A 17,874-nucleotide genomic window follows, 5' to 3' on the forward strand; every position below is an offset into this window, starting at 1 on the left:
ACCGCAGGAAAGGGTCACGATAATGATTCCACAAATTTCTCAGGCACCCGGCGTCGTTCAGTTGGTGCTTAATTTTTTGCAAGAGCTGGAGCAACAAGGATTTACCGGCGATACGGCAACCAGTTATGCCGATCGTCTGACGATGTCGACAGATAACAGTATCTATCAACTTCTCCCCGATGCCGTGGTTTTCCCCCGTTCAACGGCCGATGTGGCGCTGATTGCCCGTCTGGCGGCGCAACCACGCTTTACCTCGCTGATTTTTACCCCGCGCGGCGGCGGTACGGGGACTAACGGACAGGCGCTGAACCAGGGCATCATCGTCGATATGTCCCGCTATATGAGCCGCATCATTGAGATCAACCCGGAAGAGGGCTGGGTGCGGGTGGAAGCCGGGGTGATCAAGGATCAACTGAATCAGTATCTCAAACCGTATGGCTATTTTTTTGCCCCGGAACTGTCCACCAGTAACCGGGCGACACTGGGGGGGATGATTAATACCGACGCCTCCGGGCAGGGGTCGCTGGTCTACGGGAAGACGTCCGATCACGTGCTGGGCGTGAGGGCAGTACTGCTGGGTGGCGATATTCTCGATACGCAGCCGCTGCCGGTTGAACTGGCACAGACGCTCGGTCAGAGCAACACCGCCATTGGCCGTATTTATCGCACCGTGTTTGAGCGCTGCCGCGAAAAGCGTCAGTTGATCATTGATAAATTCCCCAAACTGAACCGCTTCCTGACGGGTTACGACTTGCGCCATGTCTTTAACGATGACATGAGTGAATTCGATCTAACCCGGATCCTCACCGGTTCGGAAGGGACGCTGGCGTTCATTACGGAAGCGCGGCTGGACATTACGCCACTGCCGAAAGTGCGCCGACTGGTGAACGTGAAATACGACTCTTTTGACTCCGCACTGCGGAATGCGCCGTTCATGGTGGACGCGCGCGCGCTGTCGGTGGAGACGGTTGACTCAAAAGTGTTGAATCTGGCGCGTGAAGACATCGTCTGGCATTCGGTGAGCGAACTGATTACCGACGTCCCGGACAAAGAGATGCTCGGCCTGAACATCGTCGAATTTGCCGGTGATGATGAAGCCGTTATCGACGGACAGGTTGCGTCCCTGTGCGAGCGCCTGGATGAGCTGATTGCGCGTGAAGAGGCGGGGGTGATTGGCTGGCAGTTATGTACTGAACTGGCGGGCGTTGAGCGTATCTACGCAATGCGTAAAAAAGCGGTGGGGTTGCTGGGAAATGCGAAAGGCGCGGCAAAACCAATCCCGTTTGCCGAGGACACCTGCGTACCGCCGGAACATCTTGCCGACTACATCGCTGAATTTCGCGCACTGCTTGATGGCCACGGCCTGAGCTACGGCATGTTCGGCCACGTCGACGCCGGGGTGCTGCATGTGCGGCCGGCGCTGGATATGTGCGACCCGCAGCAGGAAGTGCTGATGAAGCAAATCTCCGATGAGGTGGTGGCACTGACGGCGAAATATGGCGGTCTGCTGTGGGGTGAACACGGCAAAGGTTTTCGCGCCGAATACAGCCCGGCGTTTTTCGGCGATGAACTCTTCGCGGAACTGCGGAAGGTCAAAGCGGCATTCGATCCGCAAAACCGGCTGAATCCGGGGAAAATTTGTCCGCCGGAAGGTATCGACGCGCCGATGATGAAAGTCGATGCGGTCAAACGCGGCACCTGGGACCGACAAATCCCGCTGGCCGTGCGCCAGACCTGGCGAGGCGCGCTGGAATGTAACGGTAACGGTCTGTGCTTTAACTTTGATGCGAAGAGCCCGATGTGCCCGTCGATGAAAATCAGCCTCAATCGCATCCATTCGCCAAAAGGGCGCGCGACGCTGGTGCGTGAATGGCTGCGTCTGCTGGCAGATCGCGGTGTTGATCCGGTACGACTGGAAAACGCGCTGGCGAGCAAACGGCCCAGCCTGCGGTCTCTGATTTCGCGCACCCGTAACACCTGGCATGCCAGCAAGGGCGAGTATGACTTCTCGCATGAAGTGAAGGAGGCGATGTCCGGCTGTCTGGCCTGTAAGGCCTGTTCGACGCAGTGTCCGATCAAAATCGACGTCCCGGAATTCCGCTCGCGCTTCCTGCAGCTTTACCATACCCGCTACCTGCGCCCGCTGCGTGACCATCTGGTGGCGACGGTCGAAACCTATGCGCCGCTGATGGCGCGGGCGCCGAAGACCTTCAACTTCTTTATTAATCAGCCGCTGGTGCGCAAGCTGTCGGCAAAACATATTGGCATGGTCGATCTGCCGCTGCTGTCGACGCCGTCACTGCAACAGCAGATGGTTGGTCATCGCTCGGCGAACATGACGCTGGAACAGCTTGAAGCGCTCACGGATGCGCAGAAAGCCAATACGGTGCTGGTGGTGCAGGATCCGTTTACCAGCTATTACGACGCGCAGGTCGTGGCGGATTTCGTCCGTCTGGTCGAAAAACTGGGGATGCAGCCGGTTCTTCTGCCGTTCTCGCCAAACGGTAAAGCACAGCACATCAAAGGATTCCTGACGCGTTTTGCGAAGACCGCCAAAAAGACCTCTGATTTTTTGAACCGCGTGGCAACACTGGGCATGCCGATGGTCGGCGTCGATCCGGCGCTGGTGCTCTGTTATCGCGATGAGTACAAGTTGGCGCTAGGCGAACAGCGCGGCGATTTCCATGTCCAACTCGCTAATGAGTGGCTGGCAACGGCGCTGGCCTCGCACGAACCGCGCGACGTTAGCGGTGAATCCTGGTATTTCTTCGGCCACTGTACCGAAGTGACCGCGCTGCCCGGCGCGCCGGCGCAATGGGCGTCAATTTTTGCCCGCTTTGGCGCGAAGCTGGAAAATGTCAGCGTGGGGTGTTGCGGTATGGCCGGTACTTACGGTCATGAGGCGAAGAACCATGCGAGTTCGCTGGGTATCTACGAGTTGTCGTGGCACCAGGCGATGGAGCGACTGCCGCGTAGTCGTTGCCTCGCGACGGGATATTCCTGCCGCAGCCAGGTGAAACGCGTCGAAGGCACTGACGTGCGCCATCCTGTGCAGGCATTACTGGAGATTATTGGATGATCTGGAAACGTGAAGTGACCCTCGACGCCCTCAATGCGATGGGCGAAGGCAATATGGTTGGCCTGCTGGATATTCGCTTTGAGCATATCGGCGACGATACGCTTGAAGCGTCAATGCCCGTTGACGGGCGCACGAAGCAGCCGTTTGGCCTGCTACACGGCGGAGCCTCTGTTGTGCTCGCTGAAAGCATCGGTTCGGTTGCGGGTTACCTGTGTACTCAGGGCGAGCAAAAAGTGGTGGGGCTGGAGGTCAATGCTAATCACGTTCGCTCCGCGCGGGAAGGGCGCGTAAAGGGAGTCTGTAAGGCAATTCATACCGGCTCCCGACATCAGGTCTGGCAGATTGACATCTACGATGAGCAGCAGCGACTGTGCTGTACCTCGCGGTTGACAACGGCCGTTGTGTGACGTTGTCACCGGAAAAAGTGTGATCACTATTGCTTTTGGTCATAATCTGCGCAGCAAAAGGTGATATACTGTGCAGGTTTTGACCATAAGCGAGGATGATATGACTAGCCAACTAGACCCGGCCCAACTGGCAATTGAGTTTTTACGTCGTGATAAAACAGAGCTCTCTCCAGCCCAATACCTTAAAAAACTAAAACAACTTGAGCTCGAATTTACCGATTTACTGACGCTCTCTTCCACCGAGTTAAAAGAAGAGATCTATTTTGCCTGGCGCCTTGGCGTTCATTGATTCTGTGATTGTCAGCGTAAAGAGAACCCGACACCTGAGTCGGGTTTTTTTTTGGTCCTTACGCAGCGGTGCTACCACGTCATCTCGCCCGAATTCACTTTCGCGCTCAATTCCAGCGAGCTTTCATCTGCCAGTCCCGGCCACGCGGCGTTCATCGTCTTAATGACCCAGGCCGAACCTTGTTTCGACGCCAGCGCCTGTTCAAACGATTGCAGGTAATCCTGCGTGAAGCGGATAGCGCCATCGCCAGCAGGGCGCTCACCAAGGTAATGACCGGGAATGACCTGCTTTGGTTGTAGGCTGTGCATTTCAGTCAGGATATTACGCCATGATGCGCGTTGCTCCGGCGTCTGGGTGTCAGCCGTCCAGACATGAATGCCTGCCGCCACGCCCGTGCCGCCGAGGATCGCCCGGTTAGCCGGTACCCAGACATACGCCGCGTAATCATTAGGATGACGCAATTCCAGCGTTTCACCATCTACGCTAAAACGCGTTTCAGCGGTGGTCTGCGGAACGATCGGCGCCGTTGGCGCGCCATCCTTCATCTGTGGTCCCCAGTACTGCAGCTTAGCCTCTTTGGTGGCACGAATATGCTCAACGACCGATGGTGTCGCCAGTACCTTCGCGTCAGGAAAAGCTTTCACAATCGGCTCCAGGCCAAAATAGAAATCTGGATCGCCGGAGGTAATCACGATGGCTTTCAGCGTTTTGCCACGGGATTTAATCATCTCCACCAGTTTTGCCCCGTCTTTAGTGCTGAACTGCGCATCAAACAATATGGCTTCCGTCGGGCCGGATACCAGCGTTGAAGAAACAGGGAAGATGGCGTTTTCCTGTGGGTTATAGACGTCAAGTTGCAGCGGTGCGGCAAACAGTGGAGAGGCGACAGCAGGCAACAACAGGGTCAGCAGTTTACTTTTCATGAGGGATAACCTTATGCAGATGAAATTGTTCTGGGTGTGGCCTGTATTTTAAGGAAATTTGGATCTGTTAGAATTCCTGTATCAGAACATGCTGAGTTTCATAAAACGATCGGATGGGGTAGCAATGGACAGAGTCATGGCGGCGACGGTATTCAATCATATCTGCGATTTAGGCAGCCTGAGTGCGGCGGCGCGGGCACTGGGACTCTCCCGACCGATGGTGAGCCGTTATCTTGATGAGATGGAGAAATGGGCAGGCGCGCGGTTGATTCATCGTTCATCGCGCAGGCTGACGATTACGCCAGCCGGAGAAGAGGCGCTGGTGAAGACGAGAACGCTGGCGCAGCTGTCGCAGGCGATTGGTGCGGCGTCGGCGACAGAGATTCCCTCCGGAACGCTGCGCGTCGCGTGTGCGCACTTTACGGCAATGCACATTCTCGCGCCGGTGCTACCAGGTTTTTTAGCACGGTATCCAGAATTGCGCATTGAAGTTGAGATAAACAATCAGCCGGTCAGTCTGGTCGGTGAACGCATTGATGTCGCGATTCGTATTACCGATAACCCCGAGCCAGGTACGATTGCCCGCCGACTCGGCGACTGCGAATCGGTTCTGTGTGCGTCAGAGGCGTATTTGCGCCAGCACGGCATCCCGCAGACGCTGGAGGATCTCGCTCAGCATAACTGCCTGTATTACAGTGGGTTTGCTGGGAAATCGTGGCATTTTCTCGACGAACGGGGCGAGGCGGCCTCGGTGGCGATAAAGGGAAATCTGAGCGCCGGGATCTCGTCTCTGCTGTGCGAATCTGCGCTGGCAGGCATGGGGATCGCGCTGGTGCCGGAAAAGGAAGCGCGTGAAGGACTCGCGCAGGGGCAACTGGTACGCCTGCTGCCGATGCTGCAACCCCGACGCCTTGCCGTGTACGGTCTGTATCTTTCCCGTGAGCATCAGCCCGTTGGGCTTCGGCTGTTTCTGGAGGCAATCCAGGCAACGATGTCGTAACGCATGGAATTGATCCGCCACAAAAAAGTGCGGGATAGCAATTTGTGTTAAAAATGACCTTCGGCAATATGAGACTATTCTTATCGCCCCTTCAAGAGCTAAGCCATCGTGAGTGCCGGAGATAAGCGCCGGATGGGGCCGGAACCCTTAAGGCTGTTACTGACAACCTTAAGGGTTTTGTTTTTCTGTGCTTTCACCCTCCTCATGTTATTCCTATCCCTGAAATAGTCATTTTCTATACATCTTTACTGTTTTGACCTGCCAGGTCGATGATGAACGTTAAAGTCATTATCAATCAATGCATTGAACAAATTCATCCATTCCTCTTAACCCGCGCGGCAGGGTCTATGCTTAATAAAAGTGGTCAAAAAGGGTGAAACGCCAGAATGCCCCTGCTGTTGAGGGGTTGAAGTGAGAATCGTTATCACTAACATGGTGTTATAGCCTGATGGCTCATTATGCGAGGTAACCCTATGGAATTGCATTCAGGAACATTTAATCCGGACGATTTCGCCTGGCGCGGATTGACGCTCACCCCTGCGGCAGCAGCGCATATTCGCGAACTGGTCGCAAAGCAGCCTGGCATGCTGGGCGTGCGCCTGGGCGTTAAGCAGACGGGATGCGCCGGTTTTGGCTATGTGCTGGATACCGTCAGCGAGCCGGAGAAAGACGATCTGCTGTTCGAGGTTGAGGGCGCGAAGCTCTACGTCCCGCTGCAGGCGATGCCATTCATCGACGGCACGGAAGTGGATTACGTCCGCGAAGGATTAAACCAGTTATTCAAATTTCATAACCCGAAGGCCCAGAACGAATGCGGCTGTGGCGAAAGCTTTGGGGTATAGGCGGTACTATGTCTCGTAATACTGAAGCAACTGACGATGTCAAAACCTGGACCGGCGGCCCTCTGAATTACAAGGAGGGTTTCTTTACCCAACTGCAAACGGATGAGCTGGCGAAAGGGATCAACGAAGAGGTGGTACGCGCCATTTCGGCCAAACGTAATGAACCTGAGTGGATGCTGGAGTTTCGCCTCAATGCGTACAGGGCCTGGGTCGACATGCAGGAGCCGCACTGGTTAAAGGCGCACTATGAGAAGCTGAATTATCAGGACTACAGCTACTATTCCGCGCCCTCGTGCGGGAATTGTGATGAGACCTGCGTGTCGGAACCGGGAGCGGTACAGCAAACCGGGGCGAATGCTTTCCTCAGTAAAGAGGTGGAGGCTGCCTTTGAACAGCTCGGTGTACCGGTGCGCGAAGGCCGTGAGGTGGCAGTTGACGCCATCTTTGACTCTGTCTCTGTTGCCACCACCTATCGTGAAAAACTGGCGGAGCAGGGGATCATATTCTGCTCGTTCGGCGAAGCGATTCACGATCATCCCGAACTGGTGAAACAGTATCTTGGCACCGTCGTACCCGGCAACGATAACTTCTTCGCCGCGCTAAATGCGGCGGTCGCTTCTGATGGCACCTTTATTTATGTGCCGAAAGGCGTGCGCTGTCCGATGGAGCTTTCCACCTACTTTCGCATTAACGCCGAGAAGACCGGGCAGTTTGAGCGCACGATCCTGGTAGCGGATGAAGGCAGCTATGTGAGCTATATCGAAGGCTGTTCAGCACCGGTGCGCGACAGCTATCAGCTTCACGCGGCGGTAGTGGAAGTGATCATCCACAAAGACGCCGAGGTGAAATACTCCACCGTTCAGAACTGGTTCCCTGGCGATAACAACACCGGCGGTATTCTGAACTTCGTCACCAAACGCGCGCTGTGCGAGGGTGAGAACAGCAAAATGTCGTGGACCCAGTCGGAGACCGGATCGGCAATTACCTGGAAATACCCAAGCTGCATTCTGCGTGGCGACAACTCCATCGGTGAATTTTATTCGGTGGCGCTGACCAGCGGACATCAGCAGGCGGATACCGGCACCAAGATGATCCACATTGGCAAGAACACCCGGTCGACCATTATCTCAAAGGGGATCTCTGCCGGACACAGCCAGAACAGCTATCGTGGTCTGGTCAAAATTATGCCGACGGCCACCAATGCCCGTAACTTCACCCAGTGCGACTCAATGCTGATTGGCGCCGACTGCGGGGCGCATACCTTCCCGTATGTCGAATGCCGGAACAACAGCGCGCAGCTGGAGCATGAAGCGACCACCTCGCGGATTGGTGAAGATCAGCTGTTCTATTGCCTGCAGCGCGGCATCAGCGAAGAGGATGCGATCTCGATGATCGTCAACGGCTTCTGTAAGGACGTTTTTTCGGAGTTGCCGCTGGAGTTCGCCGTTGAAGCGCAAAAATTATTAGCCATTAGCCTTGAACACAGCGTCGGTTAAGGAAGCAACATGTTAACGATTAAAGATTTACAGGTCAGTGTGGAAGAGAAAGCGATCCTGCGTGGGTTGAGCCTCGAGGTTCGTCCGGGAGAAGTGCATGCCATTATGGGACCAAACGGCTCCGGGAAAAGTACGCTCTCTGCGACGCTGGCAGGGCGTGAAGATTACGAAGTCACCGGCGGGTCGGTGATGTTTAAAGGGAAAGACCTGCTCGACCTGGCGCCGGAAGAGAGAGCGGGTGAAGGCATCTTTATGGCCTTCCAGTATCCGGTGGAAATCCCTGGCGTCAGCAATCAGTTTTTCCTGCAAACGGCGCTCAATGCGGTGCGCACTTATCGCGGACAGGAATCGCTGGATCGCTTCGATTTTCAGGATCTGATGGAAGAGAAAATCGCGCTGTTGAAGATGCCGGAAGATCTGCTAACCCGCTCGGTGAACGTCGGTTTTTCCGGTGGCGAGAAGAAGCGTAATGACATTCTGCAAATGGCGGTGCTGGAGCCGGAACTGTGTATTCTCGATGAGTCGGATTCCGGGCTGGATATTGATGCCTTGAAAGTGGTTGCCGATGGCGTCAACTCACTGCGTGACGGTAAGCGCTCGTTCATTATTGTCACCCACTATCAGCGTATTCTTGACTATATCAAACCTGATTTTGTCCACGTCCTGTATCAGGGGCGGATTGTGAAGTCTGGCGATTTCACGCTGGTCAAACAACTGGAGGAGCAGGGATATGGCTGGCTTACCGAACAGCAGTAATGCGCTGCAACAATGGCATCATCTGTTTGAAGCGCAGGGCGAGACGCGCTCACAGCAGGCGCAACAGCATCTCCAGCAGGTTCTGCGCCTGGGGCTGCCGACGCGCAAGCATGAGAACTGGAAATATACGCCGCTGGAAGGCCTTACCAACAGCCTGTTCGTCAGTCGCAACGCCGATGTTACCCCGGCGCAGCGCGATGCGTTAGCGCTCAACGTTGAGGCGCTGCGGCTGGTGTTTGTTGACGGTCAGTTCAGCCCGACGCTTAGCGACAACTGGGAAAACAGCGGCTTTGAGGTGGCGATCAACGATGAACGCCAGACCCTGCCGACGGCGGTACAGCCGGAGGTGTTCTTGCATCTCACTGAAGGCCTGGCGCGTAGCGTGACGCATATCCGCGTTAAGCGTAATCAGCGCCCGGTAAAACCGCTGGTGCTGATGCACATCACCCAGGGCGTATCCGCTGAGGAAGTAAACACGGCGCACTATCGCCATCACCTTGAGCTGGCGGAAGGCGCGGAGGCGACGATCATCGAACATTACGTCAGTCTGAACGATGCCCGACATTTCACCGGCGCGCGCCTGACCATGAACGTGGCGGCAAACGCGCACCTGCGTCACATCAAGCTGGCGTTTGAAAATCCGCTCAGCCATCACTTTGCTCATAACGATATTTTGCTGGCGGCGGATGCCTCGGCCCACAGCCACAGTTTTCTGCTTGGCGATGCGGTGCTGCGTCATAACACCAGTACTCAACTGAACGGAGAGAACACGACGCTCAGGATCAACAGCCTGGCGATGCCGGTGAAAAATGAGGTCTGTGATACCCGCACCTGGCTTGAGCACAACAAAGGCTACTGCAACAGCCGACAACTGCATAAAACGATCGTCAGCGATAAGGGCCGTGCGGTGTTTAACGGGCTGATTAACGTTGCCCAACACGCGATCAAAACGGACGGGCAGATGACGAACAACAACCTGCTGCTCGGAAAGCTCGCGGAGGTGGATACCAAACCGCAACTGGAGATTTACGCCGATGACGTGAAGTGCAGCCACGGAGCGACGATAGGGCGCATTGACGATGAGCAGATGTTCTACCTGCGTTCGCGCGGGATAGCTCAGCGGGATGCGCAGCAGATGATCCTTTATGCCTTTGCCGCAGAACTGACGGAAGCGTTGAGCGACGAGGCGCTGAAACACCAGGTGCTGTCGCGGATAGGCCAGCGTCTGCCGGGAGGCGTAGCATGACATTTCCCATCGACAAGGTGCGTGCGGATTTCCCCATCCTCACGCGTGAAGTGAACGGCCTGCCGCTGGCGTATCTTGACAGTGCCGCCAGCGCACAAAAACCGGCGCAGGTGATTGACGCAGAAGCCGAGTTTTATCGTCACGGCTATGCGGCGGTGCATCGGGGGATCCACACCCTCAGCGCCCAGGCGACCGAAAAAATGGAAAACGTGCGTAAGCTGGCATCGCTGTTTATTAACGCGCGCTCGGCGGAAGAACTGGTGTTTGTGCGTGGTACGACGGAGGGCATTAACCTGGTCGCCAACAGTTGGGGGCCAGAGAACGTGCATGCGGGCGACAACATCATCATCAGTGAGATGGAGCACCATGCCAACATTGTGCCGTGGCAGATGCTGTGCGCGCGCGTGGGGGCCGAACTGCGGGTGATCCCGCTGAACCCCGACGGTACATTGCAACAGGAAGTCCTGCCCACTCTGTTTGATGAGAAAACCCGACTGCTGGCGATCACTCACGTCTCAAACGTGCTGGGCACTGAAAACCCGATCGCCGAAATGACCGCGCTGGCGCATCAGCATGGTGCGAAGGTGCTGGTGGACGGTGCGCAGGCGGTGATGCACCACCCGGTAGACGTTCAGGCGCTGGACTGTGATTTTTACGTCTTCTCGGGCCACAAGCTGTATGGTCCGACCGGTATTGGCGTGCTCTACGTCAAAGAGGCGGTGTTGCAACAGATGCCGCCGTGGGAAGGGGGAGGGTCGATGATCGCCACTGTCAGCCTGACGCAGGGCACCACCTGGACGAAAGCGCCGTGGCGCTTCGAAGCGGGGACGCCGAATACCGGCGGGATTATCGGTTTTGGTGCGGCGCTGGAATATGTTTCAGCGCTGGGGCTGGAGGCGATTGGTGAGTACGAACAGAACCTGATGCACTATGCGCTGGAGCAACTGACGACGGTGCCGGATCTCACGCTGTATGGTCCGACTGACCGGCTTGGCGTGATTGCCTTTAATCTCGGGAAACATCACGCTTATGACGTCGGCAGCTTTCTCGATAATTACGGGATCGCCGTGCGGACCGGACACCACTGCGCAATGCCGCTGATGGCGTTTTATCAGGTGCCGGCCATGTGTCGGGCGTCGCTGGCAATGTATAACACCCATGAAGAAGTGGATCGCCTGGTGACGGGGTTGCAACGTATTCATCGCTTACTGGGATAACAGGGAGGCACTATGGCCGCGCTGCCGGATAAAGAAAAATTGTTGCGTAATTTTCAGCGTTGCGCTAATTGGGAAGAGAAGTATCTGTACATCATTGAACTGGGACAGCGACTGCCGGAGATATCCGCCGCGGATCGCTGCCCTGAAAATACGATTCAGGGATGTCAGAGTCAGGTCTGGATAGTGATGCGCCAGAATGCGCAAGGCGTTATTGAACTGCAGGGCGACAGTGATGCTGCCATTGTGAAAGGACTGATTGCGGTCGTCTTCATTCTGTATCACCAGATGACGGCTCAGGATATCGTGAATTTTGATGTGCGACCGTGGTTTGAACAAATGGCGCTCGCGCAGCATCTCACCCCGTCTCGTTCACAGGGTCTGGAAGCGATGATTCGCGCGATCCGTACCAAAGCAGCAACTCTTAGCTAAACTCAATAGACAGCTTTCATCCTGTTAGGTAAGGCAGCCAGGCTGTCTTACAGGATTATCAGCATTCTGGCCATGCCAGTGAATACAGGAGGTTGGGTATGAAACGCGCGTCTCTTATTACTCTAATGCTTATCGGCGCTTACAGCGCCTTACCGGCCGCCTGGGCGGTAGATTATCCCTTACCGCCAGCAGGCAGTCGTCTTGTTGGGCAGAATCAAACGTACACGGTGCAGGAAGGCGATAAAAACCTTCAGGCGATTGCCCGTCGTTTTGATACTGCCGCCATGCTCATTCTGGAGGCGAATAATACCATTGCTCCTGTGCCAAAGCCGGGCACGCTGGTCACGATCCCGTCACAGCTTCTGCTGCCCGATGCGCCGCGTGAAGGTATTATTGTCAATCTGGCTGAACTGCGGTTGTATTACTATCCGCCTGGAGAAAATATCGTCCAGGTGTATCCGATCGGTATCGGCTTGCAGGGACTGGAAACGCCGGTGATGGAAACCCGCGTTGGGCAGAAAATCCCAAATCCCACCTGGACGCCGACAGCAGGTATTCGTAAGCGCTCTCTGGAGCGTGGCGTTACGTTACCGCCGGTGGTCCCCGCTGGACCCAATAACCCGCTGGGGCTCTTTGCACTGCGTCTGGCGCACGGTAATGGCGAGTATCTCATTCATGGCACCAGCCAGCCTGACAGCGTCGGTCTGCGCGTCAGTTCCGGGTGTATCCGGATGAACGCCCCGGACATCAAAGCGCTGTTCTCTCAGGTCAGACCAGGAACGCCGGTGAAAGTGATTAACGAGCCGGTGAAATATTCCGTAGAGCCGAACGGCCTGCGCTACGTTGAGGTTCATCGACCGCTGTCGCCGGAAGAAGAGCAAAACGTGCAGACGATGCCGTATGTGCTGCCAGCCGGGTTCAGCCAGTTTAAGGCGACGAAAGAGGTGGATGACGGTCTGGTAGAGAAAGCGCTGTATCGCCGGGCGGGATATCCGGTGGCCGTGTCCGCCGGGCAAACGCCAGCCGTTGTGGCAACACCGACTGTTCAGTCAGCGCAGAACGGTTCAGTACAGGAAGAGATGCAGACGCAGTAGTGGGAAGCTAAAACGAGAGGCAAAAAAAATGGCGCACAATGTGCGCCATTTCTATTACACAGGTACTATTACTTACGGTATTTAGTAGCCTGGTTGTCCAGACGCTGGTTAGCGCGAGCTGCGTCGTCTTTAGCAGCCTGAACGTCGGAACGCATTGCGTTCACGTCGTTGCTCAGCTGGTCAACTTTAGCGTTCAGAGTCTGAACGTCAGAAGACAGCTGATCGATTTTAGCGTTGCTGGAGCAACCAGCCAGCAGAGTAGAACCCAGGATTACCGCGCCCAGTACCAGTTTAGTACGATTCATTATTAATACCCTCTAGATTGAGTTAATCTCCATGTAGCGTTACAAGTATTACACAAAGTTTTTTATGTTGAGAATATTTTTTTGATGAGAAGGCGCTTATTTTTGATCGTTCGCTCAAAGAAGCATCGAAATGTGCAAAAACGGCTAAAAAACTGAGTGAAAACAGGCGGCTTCCATCGGATTCGTCTTAGATAATCTGTAATTAGATAGCTCAATCCGATTTGCTTTTTTATTAATAGTAGCTATTGGAAAAATAAAAAAAGCGCCACGAGGGCGCTTTTTTAATCGAATTAATTCACACGGGAATTATTACAGTACGTGAACAGATGCCGTGTTAGTGGTGCCGCTCGGTACCAGAGCACCGGAAACCATCACCACAACGTCGCCTTTCTGCGCCAGACCGCTCTGTTGAGCAACGTCTTTACCCAGACGGTAGAAATCATCGGTAGAGGCGATTTCTTTCACCAGATGAGGCACAACGCCTTTGCACAGTACCAGCTGACGAGCAGTCACTTCGTTGGTGGTCAGTGCGAGAATAGTCGCGTCCGGGAAGTATTTACGCACTGCGCGAGCAGATTTACCGCCCTGAGTGGCAACGACGATCAGCGGCGCTTCCAGTTTTTCAGCCGTTTCCACTGCACCGCGGCAGACGGCTTCGGTGATGCGCAGTTTGCGGCTGTCGTTGTTGAAGTCCAGACGGCTGGTCATCACGCGGTCGGTGCGTTCACAGATGGTCGCCATAATGGTGACGGCTTCCAGCGGGTATTTGCCTTTTGCGGATTCGCCAGACAGCATAACCGCATCGGTGCCATCGAGGATGGCGTTCGCCACGTCGCCTGCTTCAGCACGCGTCGGACGCGGGTTTTTGATCATTGAATCCAGCATCTGCGTAGCCGTGATAACGACTTTACGTGCGCGGATACATTTTTCGATCATCATCTTCTGCGCGAAGATAACTTCTTCAACCGGGATTTCAACGCCCAGGTCGCCACGCGCGACCATGATACCGTCAGAGGCTTCGAGGATTTCGTCGAAGTTGTTCAGGCCTTCCTGGTTTTCAATTTTGGAGATGATCTGGATCTTCTCGCCGCCGTGCGCTTTCAGATGCTCACGGATTTCAACTACGTCAGAGCGCTTACGGATAAAGGACGCCGCAACAAAGTCAACGCCTTGTTCGCAACCAAAAATCAGATCCTGTTTGTCTTTTTCAGCCAGCGCCGGCAGGGCGATAGAGACGCCAGGCAGGTTAACGCCTTTGTTTTCGCCGAGGTCGCCGTTGTTCAGCACTTTACAGATCACTTTGTTGCCTTCGATCGCGGTGACTTCCATACCGATCAGACCATCGTCGACCAGTACGGTGTTACCGACAGACAGATCGGAGGTGAAACCTTCGTAGGTGACCGCCACGATTTCGTTGTTACCAACGACGGATTTGTCCGTGGTGAACGTAAAAGTTTGACCTGCTTTCAGGGAAACGTCGTTGCCGCCTTCCAGTTTAATGGTACGGATTTCCGGACCTTTGGTGTCGAGCAGGATTGCGGCTTTTTTGCCGGTTTTACTCATCACGTTGCGCAGGTTCTGGATACGCTGACCGTGTTCTGCATAATCACCGTGAGAGAAGTTCAGACGCATGACGTTCATGCCCGCGTCCAGCATTTTGGTTAACATCTCTTCAGATTCGGTTTTCGGACCGATGGTGCAAACAATTTTCGTCTTTTTCATGACAGTCTTAGTCTTTAAGTTGAGAAGGATATGGAAAGCCGACTTCCGGGACGCCCTGCCTGGAAGTTAAACCTGTATTACGAAAGTTGTGATGCCTCGCACTAAGGATAGGTGACATCGATAGAGCGTGCAGAGGAATGTGTGCTCGTATTTCAGCCCGACAAAAAGGGACGTTTTGTAGTCTCTGAGTATGACAGGTCAATGTGCTGAAACCATTCAAGTGACAATTGTCACGCATTATACGCTGAAATTTACGCAAAAGGAAAATGGAAACAGTGTTTCAGAATACATCCAGGCAGTTACACAACAAATTGTTATTAAACAAGTCGTGTCTGCCAATTGCGCAAACGCAAAAACCAGGCACTGTTGCGCAACCAGACTTATTCCTTAGCGTTATATCAAATGACTTTTAAATCATTTCAAATCTAAATCACCCTGATTACACTCGTTTGGACATCCATACTGCTAAATAGCTGAAAGCGCTGGCAGGATAACAATAAGCAGCAGCGGATACCCAAACGACATGATTGTCCTGAAAAATATTACAAAAGTGTTTACGCCAGGCCGGCTATCCATTACCGCGGTTGATGACGTCAATTTGACCGTGGAGCAGGGGCAGATTTACGGGATCATTGGCTACAGCGGTGCCGGGAAAAGCACCCTGATTCGTCTGCTTAACGGGCTGGAAAAGCCGACGGCGGGCAGCGTGACCATCAACGGTCACGAGATTTCCGCCGCCCGCGGCGAATCGCTGCGCCAGGCGCGCCTGAAAATCAGTATGGTATTTCAGCATTTCAATCTGCTGTGGTCGCGCACCGTGCGCGAAAACATCGCCTTTTCCATGCAAATCGCTGGCGCGCCGAAGGCGAAAATTCAGGCGCGCGTGGCGGAACTGATTGAGCTGGTGGGGCTGACGGGGCGCGAAAATGCGTATCCGTCACAGTTGAGCGGCGGACAAAAACAGCGCGTGGGGATTGCGCGGGCGCTGGCGAACAGCCCGGATGTGTTGTTGTGTGACGAAGCCACATCAGCGCTGGATCCCCAGACGACCGATCAAATTCTTGAACTGCTGCTCGACATCAATCGTCGCTTCCAGTTGACGATCGTGCTGATCACCCATGAAATGCACGTGGTGCGCAAAATCTGCGATCGCGTGGCGGTGATGGAAAACGGTCAGGTAGTGGAAGAAGGCGACGTGTTGAGCGTTTTCACCCATCCGCAACAGCCGATTACTCGCCAGTTTGTCCGCCAGGTGGGGCAGTATGCTGACGAAGAGGCATTTGATTTGCAGCTGGCGCGCGAACTGGGCGGCACGGTGATTAAGTTAACGTTTACGGGTCACAATACGCATCAGCCGATCGTTGGTGAACTCACGCTTCGCTACGGCCTGCCATTAAATATCCTGCACGGCAAAATGACCCAGACGGCGCACGGCGTGTTCGGTCAACTGTGGCTGCACGTGGTGGCTTCACAAGAGCAACTCAATAACATTCTGGACGATCTGCAAAAAAGCGGCATTGACGGTGAGGTGATTCAACATGGCTGAGGAACTGTTTCCCCATCTGAAATGGGATCAACTTTTTGCGGCCACCCAGGAGACGCTCTATATGACCGCGCTCTCCGGCGTCGCCACCTTTGTGCTCGGTATCATCCTCGGACTGGCGCTGTTCCTGACCGCCCGCGGTGGACTGTTCCAGAACCGCGCGCTGTACAGCGGCATTTCTCTGGTGGTGAACATCTTCCGCTCGATCCCGTTCATCATTTTGATAGTCCTGCTGATCCCGTTTACCAAAGCGCTGGTCGGCACCATTCTTGGCGCCAACGCCGCATTACCGGCGCTGATTGTCGGTGCTGCGCCATTCTATGCACGTCTGGTTGAGATAGCCCTGCGTGAAGTGGATAAGGGCGTCATTGAAGCGACGCGTTCTATGGGCGCTCGTCTCAGCACCTTAATTTTTCGGGTTTTGTTACCTGAATCGTCACCCGCTCTGGTGTCCGGTATCACCGTGACGCTGATTGCGCTGGTCAGTTACAGCGCGATGGCCGGGGTGATCGGGGCAGGTGGTTTAGGGAATCTGGCTTATCTGGAAGGATTCCAGCGCAACCACAACGACGTCACGCTGGTGGCGACGGTGACCATTCTGGTTATTGTCTTCATTATCCAGTTCTGCGGCGATGTGATCACTTCTCTGTTAGATAAACGCTAATAAAATACGGAAACCATTATCATGAAAAAATCACTGACACTTCTCGCAGCAGCCACCTTAAGTGCCCTGAGCTTCGCCTCCTGGGCGGACACGCTGACCGTGGGCGCGTCCAACGTGCCGCATGCCGAAATTCTTGAGCAGGCCAAACCGATTCTGGCGAAACAGGGGATCGATCTGGAGATTAAACCGTTCCAGGACTACATCCTGCCAAACACCGCGCTGGCGGGCCGTGAAATTGACGCCAACTACTTCCAGCATATTCCCTATCTGAACAGCGTGCTGAAAGATCATGCCGGGGATAAAACCTACGATTTCGTCAGTGCGGGGGCAATCCACATTGAACCTATCGGCATTTATTCGAAAAAGGTCAAATCGCTGAAGGATCTGCCGGAAGGCGGCAAAATCATCATGCGTGATGCGGTGTCGGAAGAAGGGCGCATCCTGTCTATCTTCGAGAAAGAGGGCGTGATTAAACTGAAGCCGGGCGTGGATAAAGTCAGCGCGCGTATCAGCGACATCGTGGAAAACCCGAAGAAGCTGAAGTTCCTGCCTAACGTTGAAGCCGCGCTGCTGCCGCAGATGTACAACAACGATGAAGGTGATGCGGTGGTGATTAACGCCAACTACGCCATCGACGCCGGTCTGGATCCGGTACACGATCCGATCGCCGTGGAAAGCGGTGAGAACAACCCATATGCCAACATCATTACCGTTCATCGTGGCGATGAGAAGAAAAAGGATATTGTCGCGCTGGTTGACGTCCTGCACTCAAAAGAGATTCAGGACTGGATCCGCACCAAATACAAAGGCGCGGTCATCCCGGTGAATAACTGATCCGTTTTCTGCCGGGTGGCGGCTTCGC

18 protein-coding genes are annotated in these 17,874 nt (G+C 54.6%); 14 read left to right on the forward strand and 4 right to left on the reverse strand.

What is annotated here, in order from left to right; all coding sequences use genetic code 11:
* The first annotated feature begins 22 nt into the window (after nucleotides 1–22).
* The 3 genes from ydiJ to ACERJC_RS05760 all read left to right on the forward strand — a co-directional run bounded on the left by ydiJ (nucleotide 23) and on the right by ACERJC_RS05760 (nucleotide 3,775).
* A complete protein-coding gene (gene ydiJ, locus ACERJC_RS05750) occupies nucleotides 23–3,079 on the forward strand; it encodes a D-2-hydroxyglutarate dehydrogenase YdiJ (protein ID WP_373671232.1) in 3,057 nt (1,018 codons plus the stop codon).
* Nucleotides 3,076–3,486 carry a 1,4-dihydroxy-2-naphthoyl-CoA hydrolase gene (menI, locus tag ACERJC_RS05755; protein WP_152404883.1) on the forward strand — a complete coding sequence of 137 codons (411 nt, stop codon included), beginning with the start codon at nucleotides 3,076–3,078 and terminating at the stop codon, nucleotides 3,484–3,486. The genes ydiJ and menI overlap by 4 nt, the downstream gene beginning before the upstream one ends.
* A gap of 100 nt (nucleotides 3,487–3,586) precedes the next feature.
* A complete protein-coding gene (locus tag ACERJC_RS05760) occupies nucleotides 3,587–3,775 on the forward strand; it encodes a YdiH family protein (RefSeq protein ID WP_042320056.1) in 189 nt (62 codons plus the stop codon).
* A 71-nt stretch (nucleotides 3,776–3,846) separates the two neighbouring features.
* Here the strand turns inward: ACERJC_RS05760 and ACERJC_RS05765 are convergent, their stop codons facing one another.
* Nucleotides 3,847–4,698, reverse strand: a complete 852-nt coding sequence (locus ACERJC_RS05765) for a Vmh family MBL fold metallo-hydrolase (protein ID WP_373671233.1) — start codon at nucleotides 4,696–4,698, stop codon at nucleotides 3,847–3,849.
* Between the two features lie 124 nt (nucleotides 4,699–4,822).
* On the opposite strand from ACERJC_RS05765, the gene ACERJC_RS05770 reads away from it, so the two are divergent.
* The 8 genes from ACERJC_RS05770 (at nucleotide 4,823) to ldtE (ending at nucleotide 12,778) form a co-directional block, all read left to right on the forward strand.
* Nucleotides 4,823–5,698 (forward strand): LysR family transcriptional regulator, encoded by an 876-nt coding sequence (locus tag ACERJC_RS05770; RefSeq protein WP_373671234.1) that lies wholly within the window; start codon nucleotides 4,823–4,825, stop codon nucleotides 5,696–5,698.
* A 473-nt stretch (nucleotides 5,699–6,171) separates the two neighbouring features.
* Nucleotides 6,172–6,540, forward strand: a complete 369-nt coding sequence (gene sufA / locus ACERJC_RS05775; RefSeq protein ID WP_152404880.1) for a Fe-S cluster assembly scaffold SufA — start codon at nucleotides 6,172–6,174, stop codon at nucleotides 6,538–6,540.
* A gap of 8 nt (nucleotides 6,541–6,548) precedes the next feature.
* Nucleotides 6,549–8,036 (forward strand): Fe-S cluster assembly protein SufB, encoded by a 1,488-nt coding sequence (gene sufB, locus ACERJC_RS05780; protein WP_152404879.1) that lies wholly within the window; start codon nucleotides 6,549–6,551, stop codon nucleotides 8,034–8,036.
* 9 nt (nucleotides 8,037–8,045) lie between these two features.
* Complete coding sequence (sufC, locus tag ACERJC_RS05785; protein ID WP_152404878.1) at nucleotides 8,046–8,792, forward strand: Fe-S cluster assembly ATPase SufC; 747 nt, start codon at nucleotides 8,046–8,048, stop codon at nucleotides 8,790–8,792.
* Nucleotides 8,767–10,038, forward strand: coding sequence for a Fe-S cluster assembly protein SufD (sufD, locus tag ACERJC_RS05790; RefSeq protein WP_373671235.1), 1,272 nt, complete (start codon nucleotides 8,767–8,769; stop codon nucleotides 10,036–10,038). Before sufC ends, sufD begins: the two co-directional genes overlap by 26 nt.
* Nucleotides 10,035–11,255 (forward strand): cysteine desulfurase SufS, encoded by a 1,221-nt coding sequence (sufS, locus tag ACERJC_RS05795; protein WP_373671236.1) that lies wholly within the window; start codon nucleotides 10,035–10,037, stop codon nucleotides 11,253–11,255. The genes sufD and sufS overlap by 4 nt, the downstream gene beginning before the upstream one ends.
* Before the next feature lie 12 nt (nucleotides 11,256–11,267).
* Nucleotides 11,268–11,684, forward strand: coding sequence for a cysteine desulfuration protein SufE (gene sufE / locus ACERJC_RS05800; RefSeq protein WP_152404875.1), 417 nt, complete (start codon nucleotides 11,268–11,270; stop codon nucleotides 11,682–11,684).
* 98 nt (nucleotides 11,685–11,782) lie between these two features.
* Complete coding sequence (gene ldtE / locus ACERJC_RS05805) at nucleotides 11,783–12,778, forward strand: L,D-transpeptidase LdtE (protein ID WP_373671237.1); 996 nt, start codon at nucleotides 11,783–11,785, stop codon at nucleotides 12,776–12,778.
* 68 nt (nucleotides 12,779–12,846) lie between these two features.
* On the opposite strand, the gene lpp is transcribed toward ldtE, so the two are convergent.
* The 3 genes from lpp to ynhH all read right to left on the reverse strand — a co-directional run bounded on the left by lpp (nucleotide 12,847) and on the right by ynhH (nucleotide 15,043).
* Entirely contained in the window at nucleotides 12,847–13,083 is a 237-nt protein-coding gene (gene lpp, locus ACERJC_RS05810; protein ID WP_001082307.1) for a murein lipoprotein Lpp, read from the reverse strand.
* Nucleotides 13,084–13,392: 309 nt separating this feature from the next.
* Nucleotides 13,393–14,805, reverse strand: coding sequence for a pyruvate kinase PykF (gene pykF / locus ACERJC_RS05815; RefSeq protein WP_152404873.1), 1,413 nt, complete (start codon nucleotides 14,803–14,805; stop codon nucleotides 13,393–13,395).
* A 7-nt stretch (nucleotides 14,806–14,812) separates the two neighbouring features.
* Nucleotides 14,813–15,043 carry a protein YnhH gene (gene ynhH / locus ACERJC_RS25500; RefSeq protein ID WP_442548511.1) on the reverse strand — a complete coding sequence of 77 codons (231 nt, stop codon included), beginning with the start codon at nucleotides 15,041–15,043 and terminating at the stop codon, nucleotides 14,813–14,815.
* 285 nt (nucleotides 15,044–15,328) lie between these two features.
* Here ynhH and ACERJC_RS05820 point away from each other — a divergent pair, with 285 nt between their 5' ends.
* Genes ACERJC_RS05820 through ACERJC_RS05830 form a run of 3 tightly spaced genes read left to right on the forward strand, consistent with a single transcriptional unit; the run spans nucleotide 15,329 to nucleotide 17,846 of the window.
* Nucleotides 15,329–16,351 (forward strand): methionine ABC transporter ATP-binding protein, encoded by a 1,023-nt coding sequence (locus tag ACERJC_RS05820; RefSeq protein WP_373671238.1) that lies wholly within the window; start codon nucleotides 15,329–15,331, stop codon nucleotides 16,349–16,351.
* Nucleotides 16,344–17,012 (forward strand): methionine ABC transporter permease, encoded by a 669-nt coding sequence (locus tag ACERJC_RS05825; RefSeq protein WP_042319288.1) that lies wholly within the window; start codon nucleotides 16,344–16,346, stop codon nucleotides 17,010–17,012. The genes ACERJC_RS05820 and ACERJC_RS05825 overlap by 8 nt, the downstream gene beginning before the upstream one ends.
* A 21-nt stretch (nucleotides 17,013–17,033) precedes the next feature.
* On the forward strand, nucleotides 17,034–17,846 hold the full coding sequence (locus ACERJC_RS05830; RefSeq protein ID WP_046480434.1) for a MetQ/NlpA family ABC transporter substrate-binding protein: 813 nt from the start codon (nucleotides 17,034–17,036) through the stop codon (nucleotides 17,844–17,846).
* The last annotated feature ends 28 nt before the right edge of the window (nucleotides 17,847–17,874 follow it).

The organism is Citrobacter telavivensis (genome assembly GCF_041807075.1).
In the GTDB taxonomy this organism is placed as follows: Bacteria; Pseudomonadota; Gammaproteobacteria; order Enterobacterales; family Enterobacteriaceae; genus Citrobacter_A; species Citrobacter_A telavivensis.